Genomic DNA, 13924 nt, shown 5'->3' with positions numbered 1-13924 from the left:
GTCCCGCGCCCGTCCTGTTACCTCATCGGCCAATCGGTTCGCTTCAGGCGCACCGAGACGGCATGATCACCACCATGCGCACCAGTCCCATCGCGTCACTCGCGACGATCGCCGTCACCGCCGCCACCCTTCTGGGTGGGGCCGCGACCGCCTCTGCCCAGACGGCTGACCGGACCCTGCCGTCCTTCATCCCGCAGCACCTGATCCCGGCCCACCTGGTCCCCCAGGTGGACGGTCTAGTCTCCCAGGTGCGGGCCGCACTGCCTCCCGAGGCGTGGGCTGCGGTCGGCTCCAGCGAGATGGCCTACCGGGATGTCGCCGGCATGGCGGTGACCGGGGGGCTGCGCGAGGGCATCGTCCGCGAGATCGACTCGTACCGCGTCGGCCGCGCACTCGGGACGCTGGCACCGAATCCGGAGCTCGACCGTGAGGCCCAGGCCTGGGCCGACCGTCTCGCCGCCCGCGACGAGGTGGTCCACAACACCGCCCTGATCGGCCGTGGCTACGGGGAGAACATCGTCGCCGCCGGGACCCACTGCGGCGCGACCTGCCTCGTCGACCTGTGGAAGAACTCGCCCGGCCACAACGAGAACCTCCTCGATCCCGGTTACCGGTCCGCCGGGATGGGAATCGCCTATTCGAGCGGCGGGAAGGTATTCGTGGTACACAACTTCGCGTACTAGAAGCAGGACCACAAGTAGAAGTCCGACCACAAGTAGAAGCCCGACCACTAATAGAAGCAGCACTCTGACTGAACCACTCGATCCGGCGGCACCGGCGCCCGGGTAGAGCCGAGACGACGGGGGAGACCATGTCCGAACGGATACTGAGAGCACTGAGGCTCAAGACCGATCCGGGGGTGTTCTTCACGACCGTCGGGGTCATCGTCGCCTTCGTCGTGGTGACGTTCTTCGCCGGCGAATGGGTGGGCAGCGTATTCGGCACCGCGTCCGGCTGGATCATGACCAACCTCGGTTGGTTCTACATCTTCGGTGTCACCGCGTTCCTCGGCTTCCTCATCTGGATCGCGCTCAGCCGGTTCGGTCACGTCCGCCTGGGCGGGGACGACGAGCTGCCCGAGCACTCCACACTCACCTGGTTCGGCATGCTGTTCGCGGCCGGGATCGGCACCATCCTCATGTTCTGGGGCGTGGCGGAGCCCATCTCGCACTTCGCGACCCCGCCGCGCGGGGGTGTCGAACCCGGCACCCGGGACGCGGCCACCGAGGCGATGGCGTTCACGCTGTACCACTTCGGCCTGCACACCTGGACGATCTTCGCGCTGCCCGCCCTGGCGTTCGCCTACTTCATCTACAAGCGCAAGATGCCGCCGCGGGTGAGCTCGATCTTCGCGCCGCTGCTGGGCGACAAGATCTTCGGCCCGCTCGGCAAGACGATCGACATCGTGGCGCTCGTCGGCACCGTGTTCGGTGTGGCGACGTCGGTCGGCCTGGGCACGCTGCAGATCAACGCCGGCCTGGACGAGCTGTTCGGCATCGCCATGTCCCCGGTCGTCCAGGTCCTCGTCATCGTCGTGGTCACCACCATCGCGTGCATCTCCGTGGCCCTGGGCCTCGAGAAGGGCATCAAGCGGCTGTCCAACCTCAACATCGCGGTCGCGGTCGCGCTGCTGATCTTCGTCGTGGCGACCGGGCCCACCCTCTTCCTGCTCAAGGGCACCGTCGAGTCGCTGGGGATCTACCTGTCGACCCTGCCGGAGCTGGCGCTGTGGAACAACGTCTTTCCTGCCAACGACGACCTGGCCTCGTGGCAGAACACGTGGACCGTCTTCTACTGGGCGTGGACCATCACGTGGTCGCCGTTCGTGGGCATCTTCATCGCCCGGATCAGCCGCGGCCGCACGATCCGCCAGTTCGTCTTCGGCGTCCTCGCCCTGCCGGTGGGCTTCTCGGTGTTGTGGTTCGGCATCTTCGGCATGGCCTCGTTCCACATCGAACTCTTCGGTTCCGGCGGCCTCACCGAGGCGGTGGTCGACGACGGCGACATCCCGGGCGCGCTGTTCGCGTTCCTGTCGAACTACCCGCTGGCCACGCTGCTCTCCGGTATCGCGGTGCTGCTCGTCGTCGTCTTCTTCACTACGTCCGTCGACTCGGCGTCGATGGTCGTCGACATGATGGCCTCCGGCAAGGACGACGACTTCGAGCCCTCGCCGACCCATCAGCGGGTCATCTGGGGCGTGCTCATGGGAGCGGTCGGCGCGACGATCCTCGCCGGTACCGGCGAGGGTGGGCTCACCGCGCTGCAGGAGGTCATCACCGTCGTCGGACTGCCGTTCTTCATCATGGGCTTCGTCATGATGTACAGCCTGGTCCGCGGGATCAGCAATGACATGGGGGAGAGGCCGCCCACGATCACCCGCCAGTGGCGCCGTGCCTACTCGGCCGAGGAGCTCGAGAAGCACGAGGAGGCGCCCTCGCCCGAGCCGGTGCACCCGCTGTACCACATCCCGGGGGACGGGGAGCAGGACGACGGTGCCCCCCTGTCGGCCGGCGACGACAAGGGGACGGCAACCGAGAAGGACTAGTGGCCGCGGACGTCGAGCATCGTCATGCCCGCGTGCATCTCCCACGCGAGGATCTCGGCGCCGTGGTCGCCGGCGGTGACACGCCGCCCCCCGGCGGCGGTCATCCGCGCGGCGTCGCCGGTGTCCATCGGGCCTTCGCCCTCCAGCGTCACCGAGCCCAGGGGCACGTAGAGGTGGAGGTGGGGCGCGTCGGGGAGGTGGACGGACCGGCCGGGTCCCAGCCGCGCTGCGTGCAGCGCGGACGTGCGGTCGCGGATCCGGATGGCGGCACGGTCCGAGTAGGTGGGTAGCCCTCCGGCGACGACGACGAGCTGGTTCTCCAGCTCCGCCGGTTCGATCTCGAGCTGTTCGTACCCGGGATCCCCGCCGTTCTCGTCCGGGACGACCCACATCTGGACGAGGTGGACCGGGTCGGCGGGGGCGGCCTCGGTGCGGACCGAGCCGTCACGCCAGGCGTCGTTGCGTTCGGAGTGCAGGATTCCCGTGCCGGCGCTCATCCGCTGCGCGAGTCCGGGGTAGATGATCCCGCTGTGTCCCTCGGAGTCCTGGTGCACGAGCGAGCCGGACAGGACCCAGGTGACGATCTCCATGTCCCGGTGGCCGTGCGTGTCGAATCCGGAGCCGGCGGCGATGCGGTCGTCGTTGTTCACCAGCAGGCGGCCGAAGTGCGTGTTCATCGGGTCCTGGTAGTTGCCGAACGAGAACGAGTGGCGGGAGTCCAACCACCCGCCGGCGTCGTGTGAGCGCGACCGGGACCGGTGGATACGGATGTCGGACATGGGCTCTGTGCCCCCTCCCCAGAGGTGGATGACGCATCAACTATAGCATCGGCCGGTGGCGGGATGACGCTCTCGCGCGTTCGGTGGCGGCGATGGAGGGGGCACCTTAGGGTCGGGTCGACTGCTCGGGCGATCGTTCAGAACAACTGTCCAGAAAGTTTGTTTATCTGTCAGCGGCCCGCCGCAGACGAGCGTAGAGTGACGGGTGTCACACCGACTAGCAGGAGGTTCCACGATGTTGCAGAACGCGCTGGCCACCACGGTGCGGGTGGGCGTGGCCACATACAGCGGGGTGGCGCAGATCGTCGTGGACAACACCCTCGGTCGGGTGCTCGACACCAACCCCGACAAGGTCCGGTAGGTCGTCGGGGCCCTTTCTGCTACTCGGGCGCCCTACTGCTCGGGCGCCCTACTGCTCGGCTCCGGGCGTCGCATCCCTGACCTCGCCGACGAGTTCGGCGAGGACGTCCTCCAGGACCAGCAGCCCACGCGGGTCGGGTTCGCCGGGTTCGCGATCGTCGACGACCGCGAGGTGGGCCCGCGCCCGCTGCATCGCCTCCAGGACGTCGTCGAGGGGGGTCTCCGCGGGCACGATCCCCAGTTCGCGGATCCGATCCCGGCGCAGAGGCTGGGACAGGTCGTCGCCGAGGGTGTCCTTGACGTGGACGTAGCCGACGTACGCGCCGCCGCGGCGCACGGGGAACCGCGAGTGCCCCGTCCGCACGCACAGTTGCTGCACGTCACCGGTGGTCCAGTCCTCCTCGATCGAGTCCACCTCCGCGATCGGCCGGAGGACATCGGCGGCGGTGATGTGATCGAACTCGAGCGCGCCCTCGAGCAGCAGCGTCTCGTCCTCGTCGAGGAGGCCGGAGTCCTCGGCCGCGGCGACCATCCCGTGCATCTGGTCCACCGTGAAAGTGGTCTCCACCTCGGAACGCGGTTCCACCCGCAGTACGTACCTCACCACCGCGTCCGCGGACTTGTTCATCAGGCAGATCGCGGGAAGGAACACCAGCACGAAGACCCGCAGGACCGGGCCGAGCAGGAGGGCCGCGGCCGCGGGCCGGGCGATCGCCATGTTCTTGGGCACCATCTCGCCGAGCACCATGTGCAGGAATGTGACGATGAGCAGGGAGATCACCAGAGCGATCGGGTGGGCGAACCCGGTGGACACGCCCAACCAGCCCAGCGGCTGCTCGATGAGATGGGCGATGGCGGGTTCGCCGACCGCGCCGATGAGCAGCGAGCAGGCCGTGATGCCGAGCTGCGTGGCCGCCAGCGAGAGCGACACGTTCTCCATGCCGCGCAGCGACCACAGTGCGCGCGTGCTGCCCTCGGCCGCGTGCGGCTCCAGGTTGTCGCGCCGCGCGGAGACCATCGCGAACTCCGCGGCGACGAAGAACCCGTTGCCCAGCAGGAGGGCCACCAGGACCAGCAATGCCACGCCGTCACTCATCCGGGTCCACCGCCTCGGGCTCGTCCCGCAGGACGGTGGCGCGCACCTGCTCGGCCCGGTGCGCGCGCAGTGATTCCACCCGCAGGCGCACACGCGCCCGCGTCGGCAGGTCGTCGTCGTCGCGGTTCTCGTGGTCGTGCGCGTCCAACTCGGTCTCGTCGCCGACCCGGGGGAGTCGGTCCACCGCCTCGGACAGGAGCCCGGACAGGGTGGACACCGTCTCCACCGGCGGGATCTCCAGTCGCAGGATGGCGCCCAGTTCGTCGGGCCGCATCATCCCGCCCACGAGAACGGTGTCGTCGTCGACCCACTCGTGGGTGCGCGACGCACGGTCCTGCTCGTCATCGATCTCGCCGACGATCTCCTCCACCAGGTCCTCCAGGGTGACGATCCCCGCGGTCCCGCCGAACTCGTCCACCACCACGGCCATCTGCAGATCGGTCTGACGGAGCAGCCGCATGAGCGGGTCGAGCGTCATCACCTCCGACACCACGGTCGCCTCGGTGGCGATCTCCCGCACCGGCGTCCGGGCGCGCTCGTCGACAGGCACGGCCAACGCCTGCCGGTAGTGGACGACGCCCACCACCTCGTCGACGGTCGCGCCGAGGACGGGGAACCGCGACCGGCCCGTCGCGGCCACCGTGTCGAGCAGGTCCTGCGCGGTGTGGTCACGCAGGAACGTGACCAGCGGACGGGGCACCATCACGTCCGCCGCGCGGTGTTCCCCGAACGAGATCGAGCGGGTCACCAGCTCGGCCGTGTGCGGGTCCATCGCGCCCTGACGGCCCGACCGCGCGGCCGACGCCCGCAGCTCCTCGGGTGACCGTGCCTCGCCGGGTTCCTCCTGCGGGGTGAACCCGAGCAGCCGCAGGACGACGTTGGCGGTGGTGTTGAGGCCCGTGACCAGCCAGCCGAACACCGCCATGAAGATCCGCTGGGGGATCACGACCAGCCGCGCGACCCGCATCGGAGCGGCGATGGCCCAGTTCTTGGGGACGAGTTCGCCGAAGACCATCTGGAGGAAGGTGACGACGACGAAGGCCACCGTCATCGCGATGCCGCGGGCCGCCGGCTCGGACATCCCCGACACGCCGAGGGCGCCGGTGATCAGCTCCCCCACGGAGGGACCGGTGAGGTATCCCGCCAGGAGGCTGCTGACCGTGATGCCCAGCTGGGCCCCCGACAGGTTCGTCGAGGTCCTGGCCAGGGACCCGTCGAGGGTCGTGGCGATGCGATCGCCCTCCGAGCCGGCCGCACGCACGTCGTCCCGGTTGACGGTGAGGAACCCGAACTCGACGGCCACGAACAAGGCGTTGGCACTGATGAGCAGTATCAACGCCAGCGTGAGCGTCAGGGCGATGGCCACGTCAGGCCCGGCTACTGGCCGTCTGCCGTACCGTCCGAGCCGCCCACGGCCTGATCCGGCTGCTCAGGGGTCTGGTACACCTTCTTCTGCTCGGCGCGCTCGGCAGCGCCGTCCCCGCCCGCGCCGGACGTCGCAGCGGAGCTCGCCGCTCCCGCGGAGTCGTGCGGTGTCGCGCCCCCGGCGGCCCGGTCGGCGGCGGGCTCGGTGGCGGCGGACCCGGTGGCGGTGTCCGCCTCGTCCCCGCCCCGGGAGGTGCTGCCGTCGCCGGCCCCCGATCCGTCGATGGTGTTGCCGAACGACTCCGCGGGCTCCTCCGGGATGCGCGCGGGGTCGTCGGGTCGGGTCTGGTCGGTCACAATCGCCTCCGCGGTCTCGGTGGTGGGCGCCGGTCCCCGGCGCCGGGGTGCTGACGACCCTAGTCCCGTGGGGACCCCTCACGTCGGAATCTCCCGACCGCGTCACCGTGGCTTAGTCTGGTGCGCATGTCGGACAATCCCTTCGGTCGGGTCATCACCGCGATGGTGACCCCCATGCATGACGACGGCTCGATCGATTTCGACGGCCTGCAGCGGCTCGCGGTCCATCTCGCCGATCACGGCCACGACGGACTGCTGGTCAACGGCACGACCGGCGAGTCCGCGACGACCACCGACGACGAGGACTACGACAGCGTGGCCGCCGTCGTCGAGGCCGTCGGCGACCGGGTGAAGGTCATGGCCGGCTGCGGCACCAACGACACCGAGCACTCGATGCGCGCGGCGCGCGAGATGGTCGCCCGCGGCGCCGACTCCCTGCTCGTGGTGACCCCGTACTACAACAAGCCCACCCAGCACGGGATCGTCGAGCACTTCCGGATGATCGCCGAGGCCGCCGACCACCCGATCATGGCCTACGACATCCCCGGCCGCACGGGCACCGCCCTGGCCACGGACACCATCCGGCGGATGGCCGAGATCCCCCGGGTGCTGGCGGTCAAGGACGCCAAGGGTGACCTGTTCGAGGCCAGTCGACTCATGGCGGAGACGGACCTGCTCTGGTTCTCCGGCGACGACGTGCTCAACCTGGCCTTCCTGGCCCTCGGTGCCACCGGCATCGTCTCGGTCGTCGGCCACGTCGCCGGCGACGACTACCGGGCGATGATCGAGGCCGTCGACGCCGGCGACCTGCCCCGCGCCCGCGAGATCCACACCCGCCTCATCCCGGCCGTGGACGCGATCATGCACACCTCGCAGGGCGCCATCCAGGTCAAGGCGGCGCTGAAGGAGGCCGGCCTCATCGGCTCGGACCGCCTGCGCATGCCCCTCCTCCAGGGGCCGCCCGAGCACCGGGCCAAGTTGCGCGACGGGCTGGCCGCGGCCGGGCTCGCCTGACCCATCCCGGCCACCGGCCGACCACGGTCACCACTCCCCGGAGGATGACCTCGCCGTCGTGACCCTCGTCATGCCCGCTGGAACGCGGCCATCTCCGTGCACCGCCGCCACAATGCGGCGGCCGTGGTCCGGTCGTGCGAACGGCGACCCGACCCGGCGGGCTTCGGATGCCCGCGCAGGCCCCCGAGGCGATCGGGACCCACGAACTCGCCGCCGGCGAGGCCGGGCACCGTCGCCGCGTACAGCACGGACAGCGCACCCATCTCCGGCGACAGGCCCGCCCACGTGATGGAGTTGCCCAACTCGAAGAAGCGGTCCGCAAGCGGGTTGCCGCTCTGACGGATGAGGTCGGTCGCCGTGTAACCGGGATGGGCGGCGACCGACCGCAGCCCGCTGCCGGTCCGATCGAAGTGGCGCTGCCACTCGTAGCCCAACATGATGCACGCCAGCTTGGAGTTCGCGTACGCCGCCATGGGTCGGTAGCCGCGCACGTCCATGTCGAGATCGTCGGTGTCGAGTCGTCCGCGCAGGTGGGCGAGCGAGCCCAGCCACACGACCCGGTCCGTCAGCAGCGGCTCCAGTCCCAGGGTGAGCGCGTGATGTGCCAGCACGTTGACCCCGAACTGCATCTCGTGTCCCTGCGCGGTGCGGGCGTGGGGGATGTTCATCACACCGGCGTTGTTGATCAGCACGTCGACCGGCGCACCCTCCGCCGCCGTGGCCGCCACGAACGCGTCGACGGAGTCCAGGTCCGCCATGTCGAGCAGGCGCACTTGCGCGCGCTCCCGGTCACCGGCGGGGAGCGTCGCGCGCGCCTCCTGCGCCTTCTCCTCGTTCCTGCAGGCCATGACGACCCGGGCGCCCCGGGCCGTGAGTGCGGCGGTGGTCGCCAGCCCGATCCCGCCGTTGGCGCCCGTGACCACGAAGGTCCGGCCCGTCTGGTCGGGGATGTCGGTGGCGGACCATCTGTGCGCGCGAGTCATGAACGTCAGTCAACCAGCCGTGCCTGCGCTGTGGTGGTCCGTCCGTGTGGTAACGCCGGGATATCCTTCGCGATGTCCTTGTGACACACTCGTCGGGTGCGCGAGCCCCACGTGTCACATGTGCCCCCGCGTGCCCCTTCCTCGAGATCCCGGAGTAGCTCCATGACGTTCGACCGCCGAACCTTCCTCCGCCGCGCCGGCATCGGCGCCGCCGGGGCGGGCGCCCTCGCCGCGGGCATCACCCCCGCGGTGGGTGCCCAGTCCTCGATCCCCGCCGGGCTCGGTGCACTGCCGGGAGCGGGTGTCGGGGTCCCGATCGGCACCCTGCTCGACTACGCCTCCGGCCCGCCGGCGGCCGCGTCGATCCGCGCGGCCGGCCACATGGGCGCCGTCCGGTACTGCTCCAACCGCCGCCCCGACGCCAATTGGATGACCGGCAAGCCGCTGCTGCGTCGCGAGGTCGACGACTTCCGACGGAGCGGCCTCAACATGGTCTCCTGCTACCAGTACGGGCGTGCCGAGACCGCCGACTGGAAGGAAGGCGCCGCGGGCGGCGACCGCCACGCCCCGATCGGGATCCGGATCCACCGCGAGGCCGGTGGACCGTCCGGTGTGCCGATGTACGTGGCGATCGACGACAACCCCACCCGGTGGCAGTTCGACAATCAGATCCGCCCGTACCTCGAGCGCTGGCGCGCCCATCTCCACGGCGCGGGGATGGAGCTCGGCGTGTACGCCAACGCCCCCACCATCGACTGGTGCCGTCAGACCGGCCTGGGGCGGTACTTCTGGCAGCACGACTGGGGCTCCGGTGGGCGCCTCAACCCGAGCGCGACGATCCACCAGCTGCCGGTCCGGCAGCAGGTCACCGTCGGCGGCGTCGTGTCCGACCTCAACCGTGTCTACGCACTCGACTACGGCCAGTGGTGGCCGGTCGACCCGATCGCGCTCGCGCAGTCGGCGCTCGGCAGCTCGATCTGACGCGACGTCTGGCGGGGCCTGCGCCTACTCGACGGTGATCTCGCCCATCGTCCCCCACTCCTCGCCCTCGGCGGTGGTGTTGATGATCCGCGGGGTCCGCTCGAGGTAGCGGGCGGCCGAGCCGGTGAACTCGGCGAAGTGGTCGGAGTTCACGTGCTGGGCGGGGGCGTCGCCCTCCCGGAAGGCCTCGCACAGCAGGAAGGTGTTCGGGGACTCCGGCGACCGGTACCAGTCGAAGAAGAGATTGCCCGGCTCGGCGCGGGTGGCCTCGGTGAACTCGCGGGTGAACTCGAGCCAGGACTCGGCGAACTCGGGCTTGACGTCGAAACGCACGTTGATGAGGATCATGGCCCCATCCTGCCGCGTGGGGAGCGGGCCGTCGAGGGAGGTGCGACTCGCCCCGATCGCCGGGGCAGGCATACGCTGTATCAGGTGACCATCGAGATGAGCACCGAGAACCCGTGCGTCCCGCGGGCAGAGGCCGACTCCTCCGTCCGCGCCGTCTGGAACCGCCTGTCGCTGGACGCGACCTCGAGCAGGAACGAACCGCTGATCGCGGGACTGGTCCTGGACCTCATCGACGGCTGTGATGACCTCGGCGAATCCCTCGCGCGCCTCGCCGCCTCCCGGGTCGCGACCCCCGAGATCGGTCGGCACGTGCTGGAGAAGGAGATCCGGGCGGTGCTGGTGCGGCATCCCCACGTTCTGGAGGCCGTCGCGGCCGACCTCGTGGTGAGTTTCGAGCGCAACCCGGCGTACCCCAACTACCTGGTGCCCTACCTCTTCGCCAAGGGCTTCCTCGGCCTGCAGGTGCACCGCGTGGCCCATGAGATGTGGAACTCCGGGCGGGTCATGGCGGCGTCGTTCCTGCAGAGCCGGATCTCCGAGGTGTTCGCGATGGACATCCATCCCGCCGCCCGTGTCGGCTCGGGCATCCTCGTCGACCACGCCACCGGGATCGTCGTGGGCGAGACCTGCGTGATCGGCGACGGCGTGTCAATCCTGCAGGGCGTCACCCTCGGCGGCACCGGCAACGAGGACGGCGACCGCCACCCCAAGATCGGCTCCGGCGTGCTGCTGTCCGCCGGATCGATCGTGTTGGGCAATGTCCGGGTGGGCGCCTGCTCCAGGGTGGCCGCGGGATCGGTCGTCCTGCACGAGGTCCCGCCCCACACCACCGTGGCAGGGGTCCCCGCGAAGGTGGTCCGGCGGCACGCTGACTCGCTGGTCCCCGCAGAGCGGATGGACCAGGAGATCGACGCCGAGGGGTAGGACGACACGCCGATGCGGGTCCTGGTGGTCGACGACGAGCCGGCGCTGCGCGAGAGCGTGCGCCGGGGACTCGTCACGGGCGGCTGGGCCGTGGAGACCGCCGCCGACGGTGAGGAGGGCCTCGAGATGGCCTGCGCCGACGATTTCGACGTGGTCGTGCTGGACATCATGATGCCGCGGCGCAGCGGGTACGAGGTCGTCCGCGAGATGAGACGCCGCGAGGTCTGGACCCCGGTGCTCATGCTCACCGCCAAGGACGGCGAATACGACGAGGCCGACGCCTTCGACCTCGGCGCCGACGACTACCTGGTCAAGCCGTTCTCGTTCGTCGTCCTCGAGGCCCGCCTCCGGGCGCTGGTGAGGCGGGGGGCACCGGAGCGCCCGGCGACGTTCGAGGCCGGCGACCTCGTGGTGGACCCGGCCGCGCGGGAGGTCCGCCGCGGGGATACGCGGATCACCGTGACCGCGCGCGAGTACGCGGTGCTCGAGTACCTCATCCGCCACCGCAACCAGGTGGTGTCCAAGGTCCAGATCATGCGGGCCGTGTGGGACGCCGCCTACGACGGTGACGACAACATCGTCGAGGTGTACGTCGGCTACCTCCGACGCAAGATCGACGCCCCGTTCGGGGCCCGCGCCATCGAGACCGTTCGCGGGCAGGGCTACCGGCTGGTGGACAGCGTCGCGGCCCGTCCCTGATCCGGGCGCCACCCCGCCCACGCCTCACCGCGCCCACGCCTCACCGCTCCCCGCCTCACCCCGCCCCGCCGTCGGGAAAGTCGTCTGCGGCGTCGTCCATGATCTCCACCGGCAGCTCGACCACGAACCTCGCGCCGCCGCCAGGGGCGTCCTCCGCCCGGACCGAGCCGCCGTGGGAGCGGGTGATCTCGGCGACGATCGCCAGACCCAGTCCCGATCCGCCCGTGCCCCGTGCGCGGTCCGCGTCCAGGCGGGCGAAGCGATCGAACACCGAATCCCGTTGATCAGGCGGAACGCCCTCGCCGTCGTCGTCCACACACACCACCGCGCGCGGCGCCCCGGGGGTCGTGCGGTCGACGGTGAGCCGCAGCGCGATCCGGTCGCGCGCGTGGCGGCGGGCGTTGTCGACGAGGTTGCGCACCACGCGCTGCAGGGCATCGGCGTCGCCCACGAGGCGCGCGGGCTCGACCGAGGCCGCGACCTCGAGCCCGCTGCCGCTGCTGGCGCCGCCGACCCCGCCTCCGTCGCCTCCGCCGACGAGGCCGCGGAGCCGGGCGGCCTCGGAGAGCACGATGTCGTCGAGGTCCACGTCGTCGCGCCGCAGTGGCCGGCCGCGCTCGTCGTTCTTGGCCAGCAGGAGCAGGTCCTCGACCATCGTGCGCATCCGCTGCACCTCCGGCAGGAGCAGTTCGTCGACGGTCTCCACGTCCACCGGGGTGCCGGAGGTGGAGGACAGTTCGAGCATCGTCGACAGCGTGGACAGTGGGCTGCGCAGCTCGTGCGAGGCGTCACCGACGAACGCGACCTGTGCGGTGCGGGCGGCGTCGAGGCGCGCGAGCATGGCGTTCATCGTCCGGGCCAGGCGGGAGATCTCGTCCTCGGCCTCGGGGACCGGGACCCGCTCGCCACGGCCGGAGGCGGAGATCTCGGCGACGCGGGAGCGGATCGACTCGACCGGCCGCAGCACCCGCCCCATGGCGTAGTGGACAAACACGGCTGTGGCCAGGCCGGCGACGGGGACGAACGCCAGGAACAGCACCGCGCCGGTGGCCAGGAGGGAGTCGTAGCGGTCGGTGTCGGTGGCCACGTCCACGGCGAACGTTCCCCCGCGGACCTCCACGCCGACGGAGGTGAGGCGGAGGTCGGCGCCGTTCGGGGCGTCGAGGTCGCGCTGGATGACCTGACCGGAGGCGGGCGAGGGCAGCGCGGGGACGTTCTCGAGGCCGCGGGTGACCTGACCGGCCAGGACGCGGCCGTCGGGCGCGACGACCCGCACCAGGTCCACCCCAGACAGTGGTTCGGAGACCAGCTCGAGGGACGCCTGCGGACCCCGGGCCGCGAGCCCACCCGCCACTTCGACCGCCCGGGCACGGTCGGCGGAGTCGATCGCGCCGTGCACGGCCGACCGCAGGAGCAGCCACGCACCGCCCGCCGCTGCCGCCAGCACGAGGATGACGATGCCGGTGGCGATCACGGTCGTGGCGACGCGGATGGGCCAGCGGCGGGGGGTCGTGAGGGCCGCGCGGTTCAGTGGCACGTCTCCATTGTGCGGACGCGATCCGGCGCGCGCGGTCGCGGGGAGTGAACGAGAACACGTGTTAGCGTCGGCGGGTGAGAGAATCGCAGCACGACGGCCCGGAGCCCCGCCTGGGGTTGACGTTCAGCCCGAACCCGGACGGGTCGGTGAGCTGGCACCAGCCGGTCGACGACCAGTTCATCGACCCGTCGGGGCGTTTCGCCACCGGCGGTCTGGCGGTCCTGGTGGATTCGGGCCTGGGGTCGGAGAACCACCGCCGGCGCCCCGAGGGGATGTGGACGGTCACCACCGAGCTGCGGATGGACTTGTTGGCGCGACCGCGCGCGGGATCGGCGGGACTGGGCATCCGCACGGACCACCTGGGCGACGACGGTCACTGCCTCACGACGCGCGGTGAGGTCGTCGACGACGACGGCGGGGTGATCGCCTCCGGACTGGTTAAATCCATGGAGATCGCGGGAGCCGTGGACCCGGACGGGTACGACGACGAGCCGCCGTGGCCGTCCAGGCTCGCGCCGGGAACGCTGGCCGAGGTCCTGTGCCTGACGCTGGACGAGCGGGACGACGGCCCGGGCGGAACCCGCGTCGTGGAGGGCGTGATCGCGCCGGAGCCGACGTTGGCCAACCCGCTGGGCAATCTGCACGGCGGCGTGTTCGCGGCGGCCGCGGAGGTCGCCGGGGCGGCGGTGTTCCCGCACGAACGCGAGGTCAGCTCGTCCTCGCTCGACGTGCGGTACGTACGACAGATCCCGCTGGTGCAGCCGGTGACGGTCCGGGCCGAGGTCCTGCACGACGGCCGGAGTTGGGGCATCGCCCAGGTGACGACGAGGGATGAGCGGGGGCGCGTCTGTGCCGTGGCTACGGTCACGGTCTACGGCCACCGGTAGTAGGTGTCACGTCAATCAAGTAGAGTTCTCGTCATCAGCAACCCGCACG

At 70.7% G+C, this 13924-nt stretch carries 15 protein-coding genes; 8 read left to right on the top strand and 7 right to left on the bottom strand.

Translation table 11 applies throughout. The annotated features are described in order from the left end of the window. The first annotated feature begins 74 nt into the window (after window positions 1–74). The gene (locus AB5G72_RS16410) at window positions 75–683 is read left to right on the top strand and encodes a CAP domain-containing protein (RefSeq protein WP_440220426.1); all 609 of its coding nucleotides are present in this window, start codon (window positions 75–77) and stop codon (window positions 681–683) included. A gap of 128 nt (window positions 684–811) precedes the next feature. Further along, window positions 812–2545, top strand: coding sequence for a BCCT family transporter (locus AB5G72_RS16405; RefSeq protein WP_440220425.1), 1734 nt, complete (start codon window positions 812–814; stop codon window positions 2543–2545). On the opposite strand, the gene AB5G72_RS16400 is transcribed toward AB5G72_RS16405, so the two are convergent. After that, entirely contained in the window at window positions 2542–3324 is a 783-nt protein-coding gene (locus AB5G72_RS16400) for a pirin family protein (protein ID WP_440220424.1), read from the bottom strand. The two genes, AB5G72_RS16405 and AB5G72_RS16400, sit on opposite strands and share 4 nt — an antisense overlap. A 235-nt stretch (window positions 3325–3559) precedes the next feature. Between AB5G72_RS16400 and AB5G72_RS16395 the strand changes: the two genes are divergently transcribed. After that, complete coding sequence (locus AB5G72_RS16395) at window positions 3560–3685, top strand: hypothetical protein (RefSeq protein WP_256821000.1); 126 nt, start codon at window positions 3560–3562, stop codon at window positions 3683–3685. A gap of 48 nt (window positions 3686–3733) precedes the next feature. On the opposite strand, the gene AB5G72_RS16390 is transcribed toward AB5G72_RS16395, so the two are convergent. From AB5G72_RS16390 to AB5G72_RS16380, 3 genes are read right to left on the bottom strand one after another with little or no spacing between them, the layout of a single operon-like run. Continuing rightward, window positions 3734–4780: a hemolysin family protein gene (locus tag AB5G72_RS16390; protein WP_440220423.1), complete on the bottom strand. Its 1047-nt coding sequence runs from the start codon at window positions 4778–4780 to the stop codon at window positions 3734–3736. Beyond that, complete coding sequence (locus AB5G72_RS16385) at window positions 4773–6146, bottom strand: hemolysin family protein (protein WP_120285372.1); 1374 nt, start codon at window positions 6144–6146, stop codon at window positions 4773–4775. Before AB5G72_RS16385 ends, AB5G72_RS16390 begins: the two co-directional genes overlap by 8 nt. Window positions 6147–6157: 11 nt before the next feature. Continuing rightward, the gene (locus AB5G72_RS16380; protein ID WP_440220422.1) at window positions 6158–6502 is read right to left on the bottom strand and encodes a hypothetical protein; all 345 of its coding nucleotides are present in this window, start codon (window positions 6500–6502) and stop codon (window positions 6158–6160) included. A 126-nt stretch (window positions 6503–6628) separates the two neighbouring features. On the opposite strand from AB5G72_RS16380, the gene dapA reads away from it, so the two are divergent. Continuing rightward, window positions 6629–7516 (top strand): 4-hydroxy-tetrahydrodipicolinate synthase, encoded by an 888-nt coding sequence (dapA, locus tag AB5G72_RS16375; RefSeq protein WP_440220421.1) that lies wholly within the window; start codon window positions 6629–6631, stop codon window positions 7514–7516. Window positions 7517–7584: 68 nt separating this feature from the next. Here dapA and AB5G72_RS16370 read toward each other — a convergent pair whose 3' ends face one another. Further along, complete coding sequence (locus AB5G72_RS16370; RefSeq protein WP_440220420.1) at window positions 7585–8499, bottom strand: SDR family NAD(P)-dependent oxidoreductase; 915 nt, start codon at window positions 8497–8499, stop codon at window positions 7585–7587. A 162-nt stretch (window positions 8500–8661) separates the two neighbouring features. On the opposite strand from AB5G72_RS16370, the gene AB5G72_RS16365 reads away from it, so the two are divergent. Then, window positions 8662–9480, top strand: coding sequence for a DUF1906 domain-containing protein (locus AB5G72_RS16365; protein ID WP_271800425.1), 819 nt, complete (start codon window positions 8662–8664; stop codon window positions 9478–9480). Window positions 9481–9504: 24 nt separating this feature from the next. Here the strand turns inward: AB5G72_RS16365 and AB5G72_RS16360 are convergent, their stop codons facing one another. Continuing rightward, window positions 9505–9828: a putative quinol monooxygenase gene (locus AB5G72_RS16360; RefSeq protein WP_069389471.1), complete on the bottom strand. Its 324-nt coding sequence runs from the start codon at window positions 9826–9828 to the stop codon at window positions 9505–9507. Window positions 9829–9912: 84 nt separating this feature from the next. Between AB5G72_RS16360 and AB5G72_RS16355 the strand changes: the two genes are divergently transcribed. Then, window positions 9913–10752, top strand: coding sequence for a serine O-acetyltransferase (locus AB5G72_RS16355; protein ID WP_440220419.1), 840 nt, complete (start codon window positions 9913–9915; stop codon window positions 10750–10752). Window positions 10753–10764: 12 nt separating this feature from the next. Continuing rightward, window positions 10765–11451 (top strand): response regulator transcription factor, encoded by a 687-nt coding sequence (locus AB5G72_RS16350; protein WP_096906600.1) that lies wholly within the window; start codon window positions 10765–10767, stop codon window positions 11449–11451. A 55-nt stretch (window positions 11452–11506) separates the two neighbouring features. Here AB5G72_RS16350 and AB5G72_RS16345 read toward each other — a convergent pair whose 3' ends face one another. Further along, window positions 11507–12988 carry a sensor histidine kinase gene (locus tag AB5G72_RS16345; protein ID WP_440220418.1) on the bottom strand — a complete coding sequence of 494 codons (1482 nt, stop codon included), beginning with the start codon at window positions 12986–12988 and terminating at the stop codon, window positions 11507–11509. Window positions 12989–13062: 74 nt separating this feature from the next. On the opposite strand from AB5G72_RS16345, the gene AB5G72_RS16340 reads away from it, so the two are divergent. Continuing rightward, the gene (locus AB5G72_RS16340; protein WP_440220417.1) at window positions 13063–13875 is read left to right on the top strand and encodes a hotdog fold thioesterase; all 813 of its coding nucleotides are present in this window, start codon (window positions 13063–13065) and stop codon (window positions 13873–13875) included. Window positions 13876–13924 lie beyond the last annotated feature (49 nt).

Origin of the sequence: Dietzia sp. MNB45 (assembly GCF_051994785.1) — a bacterium.
GTDB lineage: Bacteria > Actinomycetota > Actinomycetes > Mycobacteriales > Mycobacteriaceae > Dietzia > Dietzia kunjamensis.
This window is presented reverse-complemented; position numbering and strand designations above follow the sequence as displayed.

Excerpts from the sequence above, each read along its gene's own strand:
- AB5G72_RS16410 (WP_440220426.1), top strand. The coding sequence starts at position 75 with ATGCGCACCAGTCCCATCGCGTCACTCGCGACGATCGCCGTCACCGCC.
- AB5G72_RS16405 (WP_440220425.1), top strand. The coding sequence starts at position 812 with ATGTCCGAACGGATACTGAGAGCACTGAGGCTCAAGACCGATCCGGGG.
- AB5G72_RS16400 (WP_440220424.1), bottom strand. The coding sequence starts at position 3,324 with ATGTCCGACATCCGTATCCACCGGTCCCGGTCGCGCTCACACGACGCC.
- AB5G72_RS16395 (WP_256821000.1), top strand. The coding sequence starts at position 3,560 with ATGTTGCAGAACGCGCTGGCCACCACGGTGCGGGTGGGCGTGGCCACA.
- AB5G72_RS16390 (WP_440220423.1), bottom strand. The coding sequence starts at position 4,780 with ATGAGTGACGGCGTGGCATTGCTGGTCCTGGTGGCCCTCCTGCTGGGC.
- dapA (WP_440220421.1), top strand. The coding sequence starts at position 6,629 with ATGTCGGACAATCCCTTCGGTCGGGTCATCACCGCGATGGTGACCCCC.
- AB5G72_RS16370 (WP_440220420.1), bottom strand. The coding sequence starts at position 8,499 with ATGACTCGCGCGCACAGATGGTCCGCCACCGACATCCCCGACCAGACG.
- AB5G72_RS16365 (WP_271800425.1), top strand. The coding sequence starts at position 8,662 with ATGACGTTCGACCGCCGAACCTTCCTCCGCCGCGCCGGCATCGGCGCC.
- AB5G72_RS16360 (WP_069389471.1), bottom strand. The coding sequence starts at position 9,828 with ATGATCCTCATCAACGTGCGTTTCGACGTCAAGCCCGAGTTCGCCGAG.
- AB5G72_RS16350 (WP_096906600.1), top strand. The coding sequence starts at position 10,765 with ATGCGGGTCCTGGTGGTCGACGACGAGCCGGCGCTGCGCGAGAGCGTG.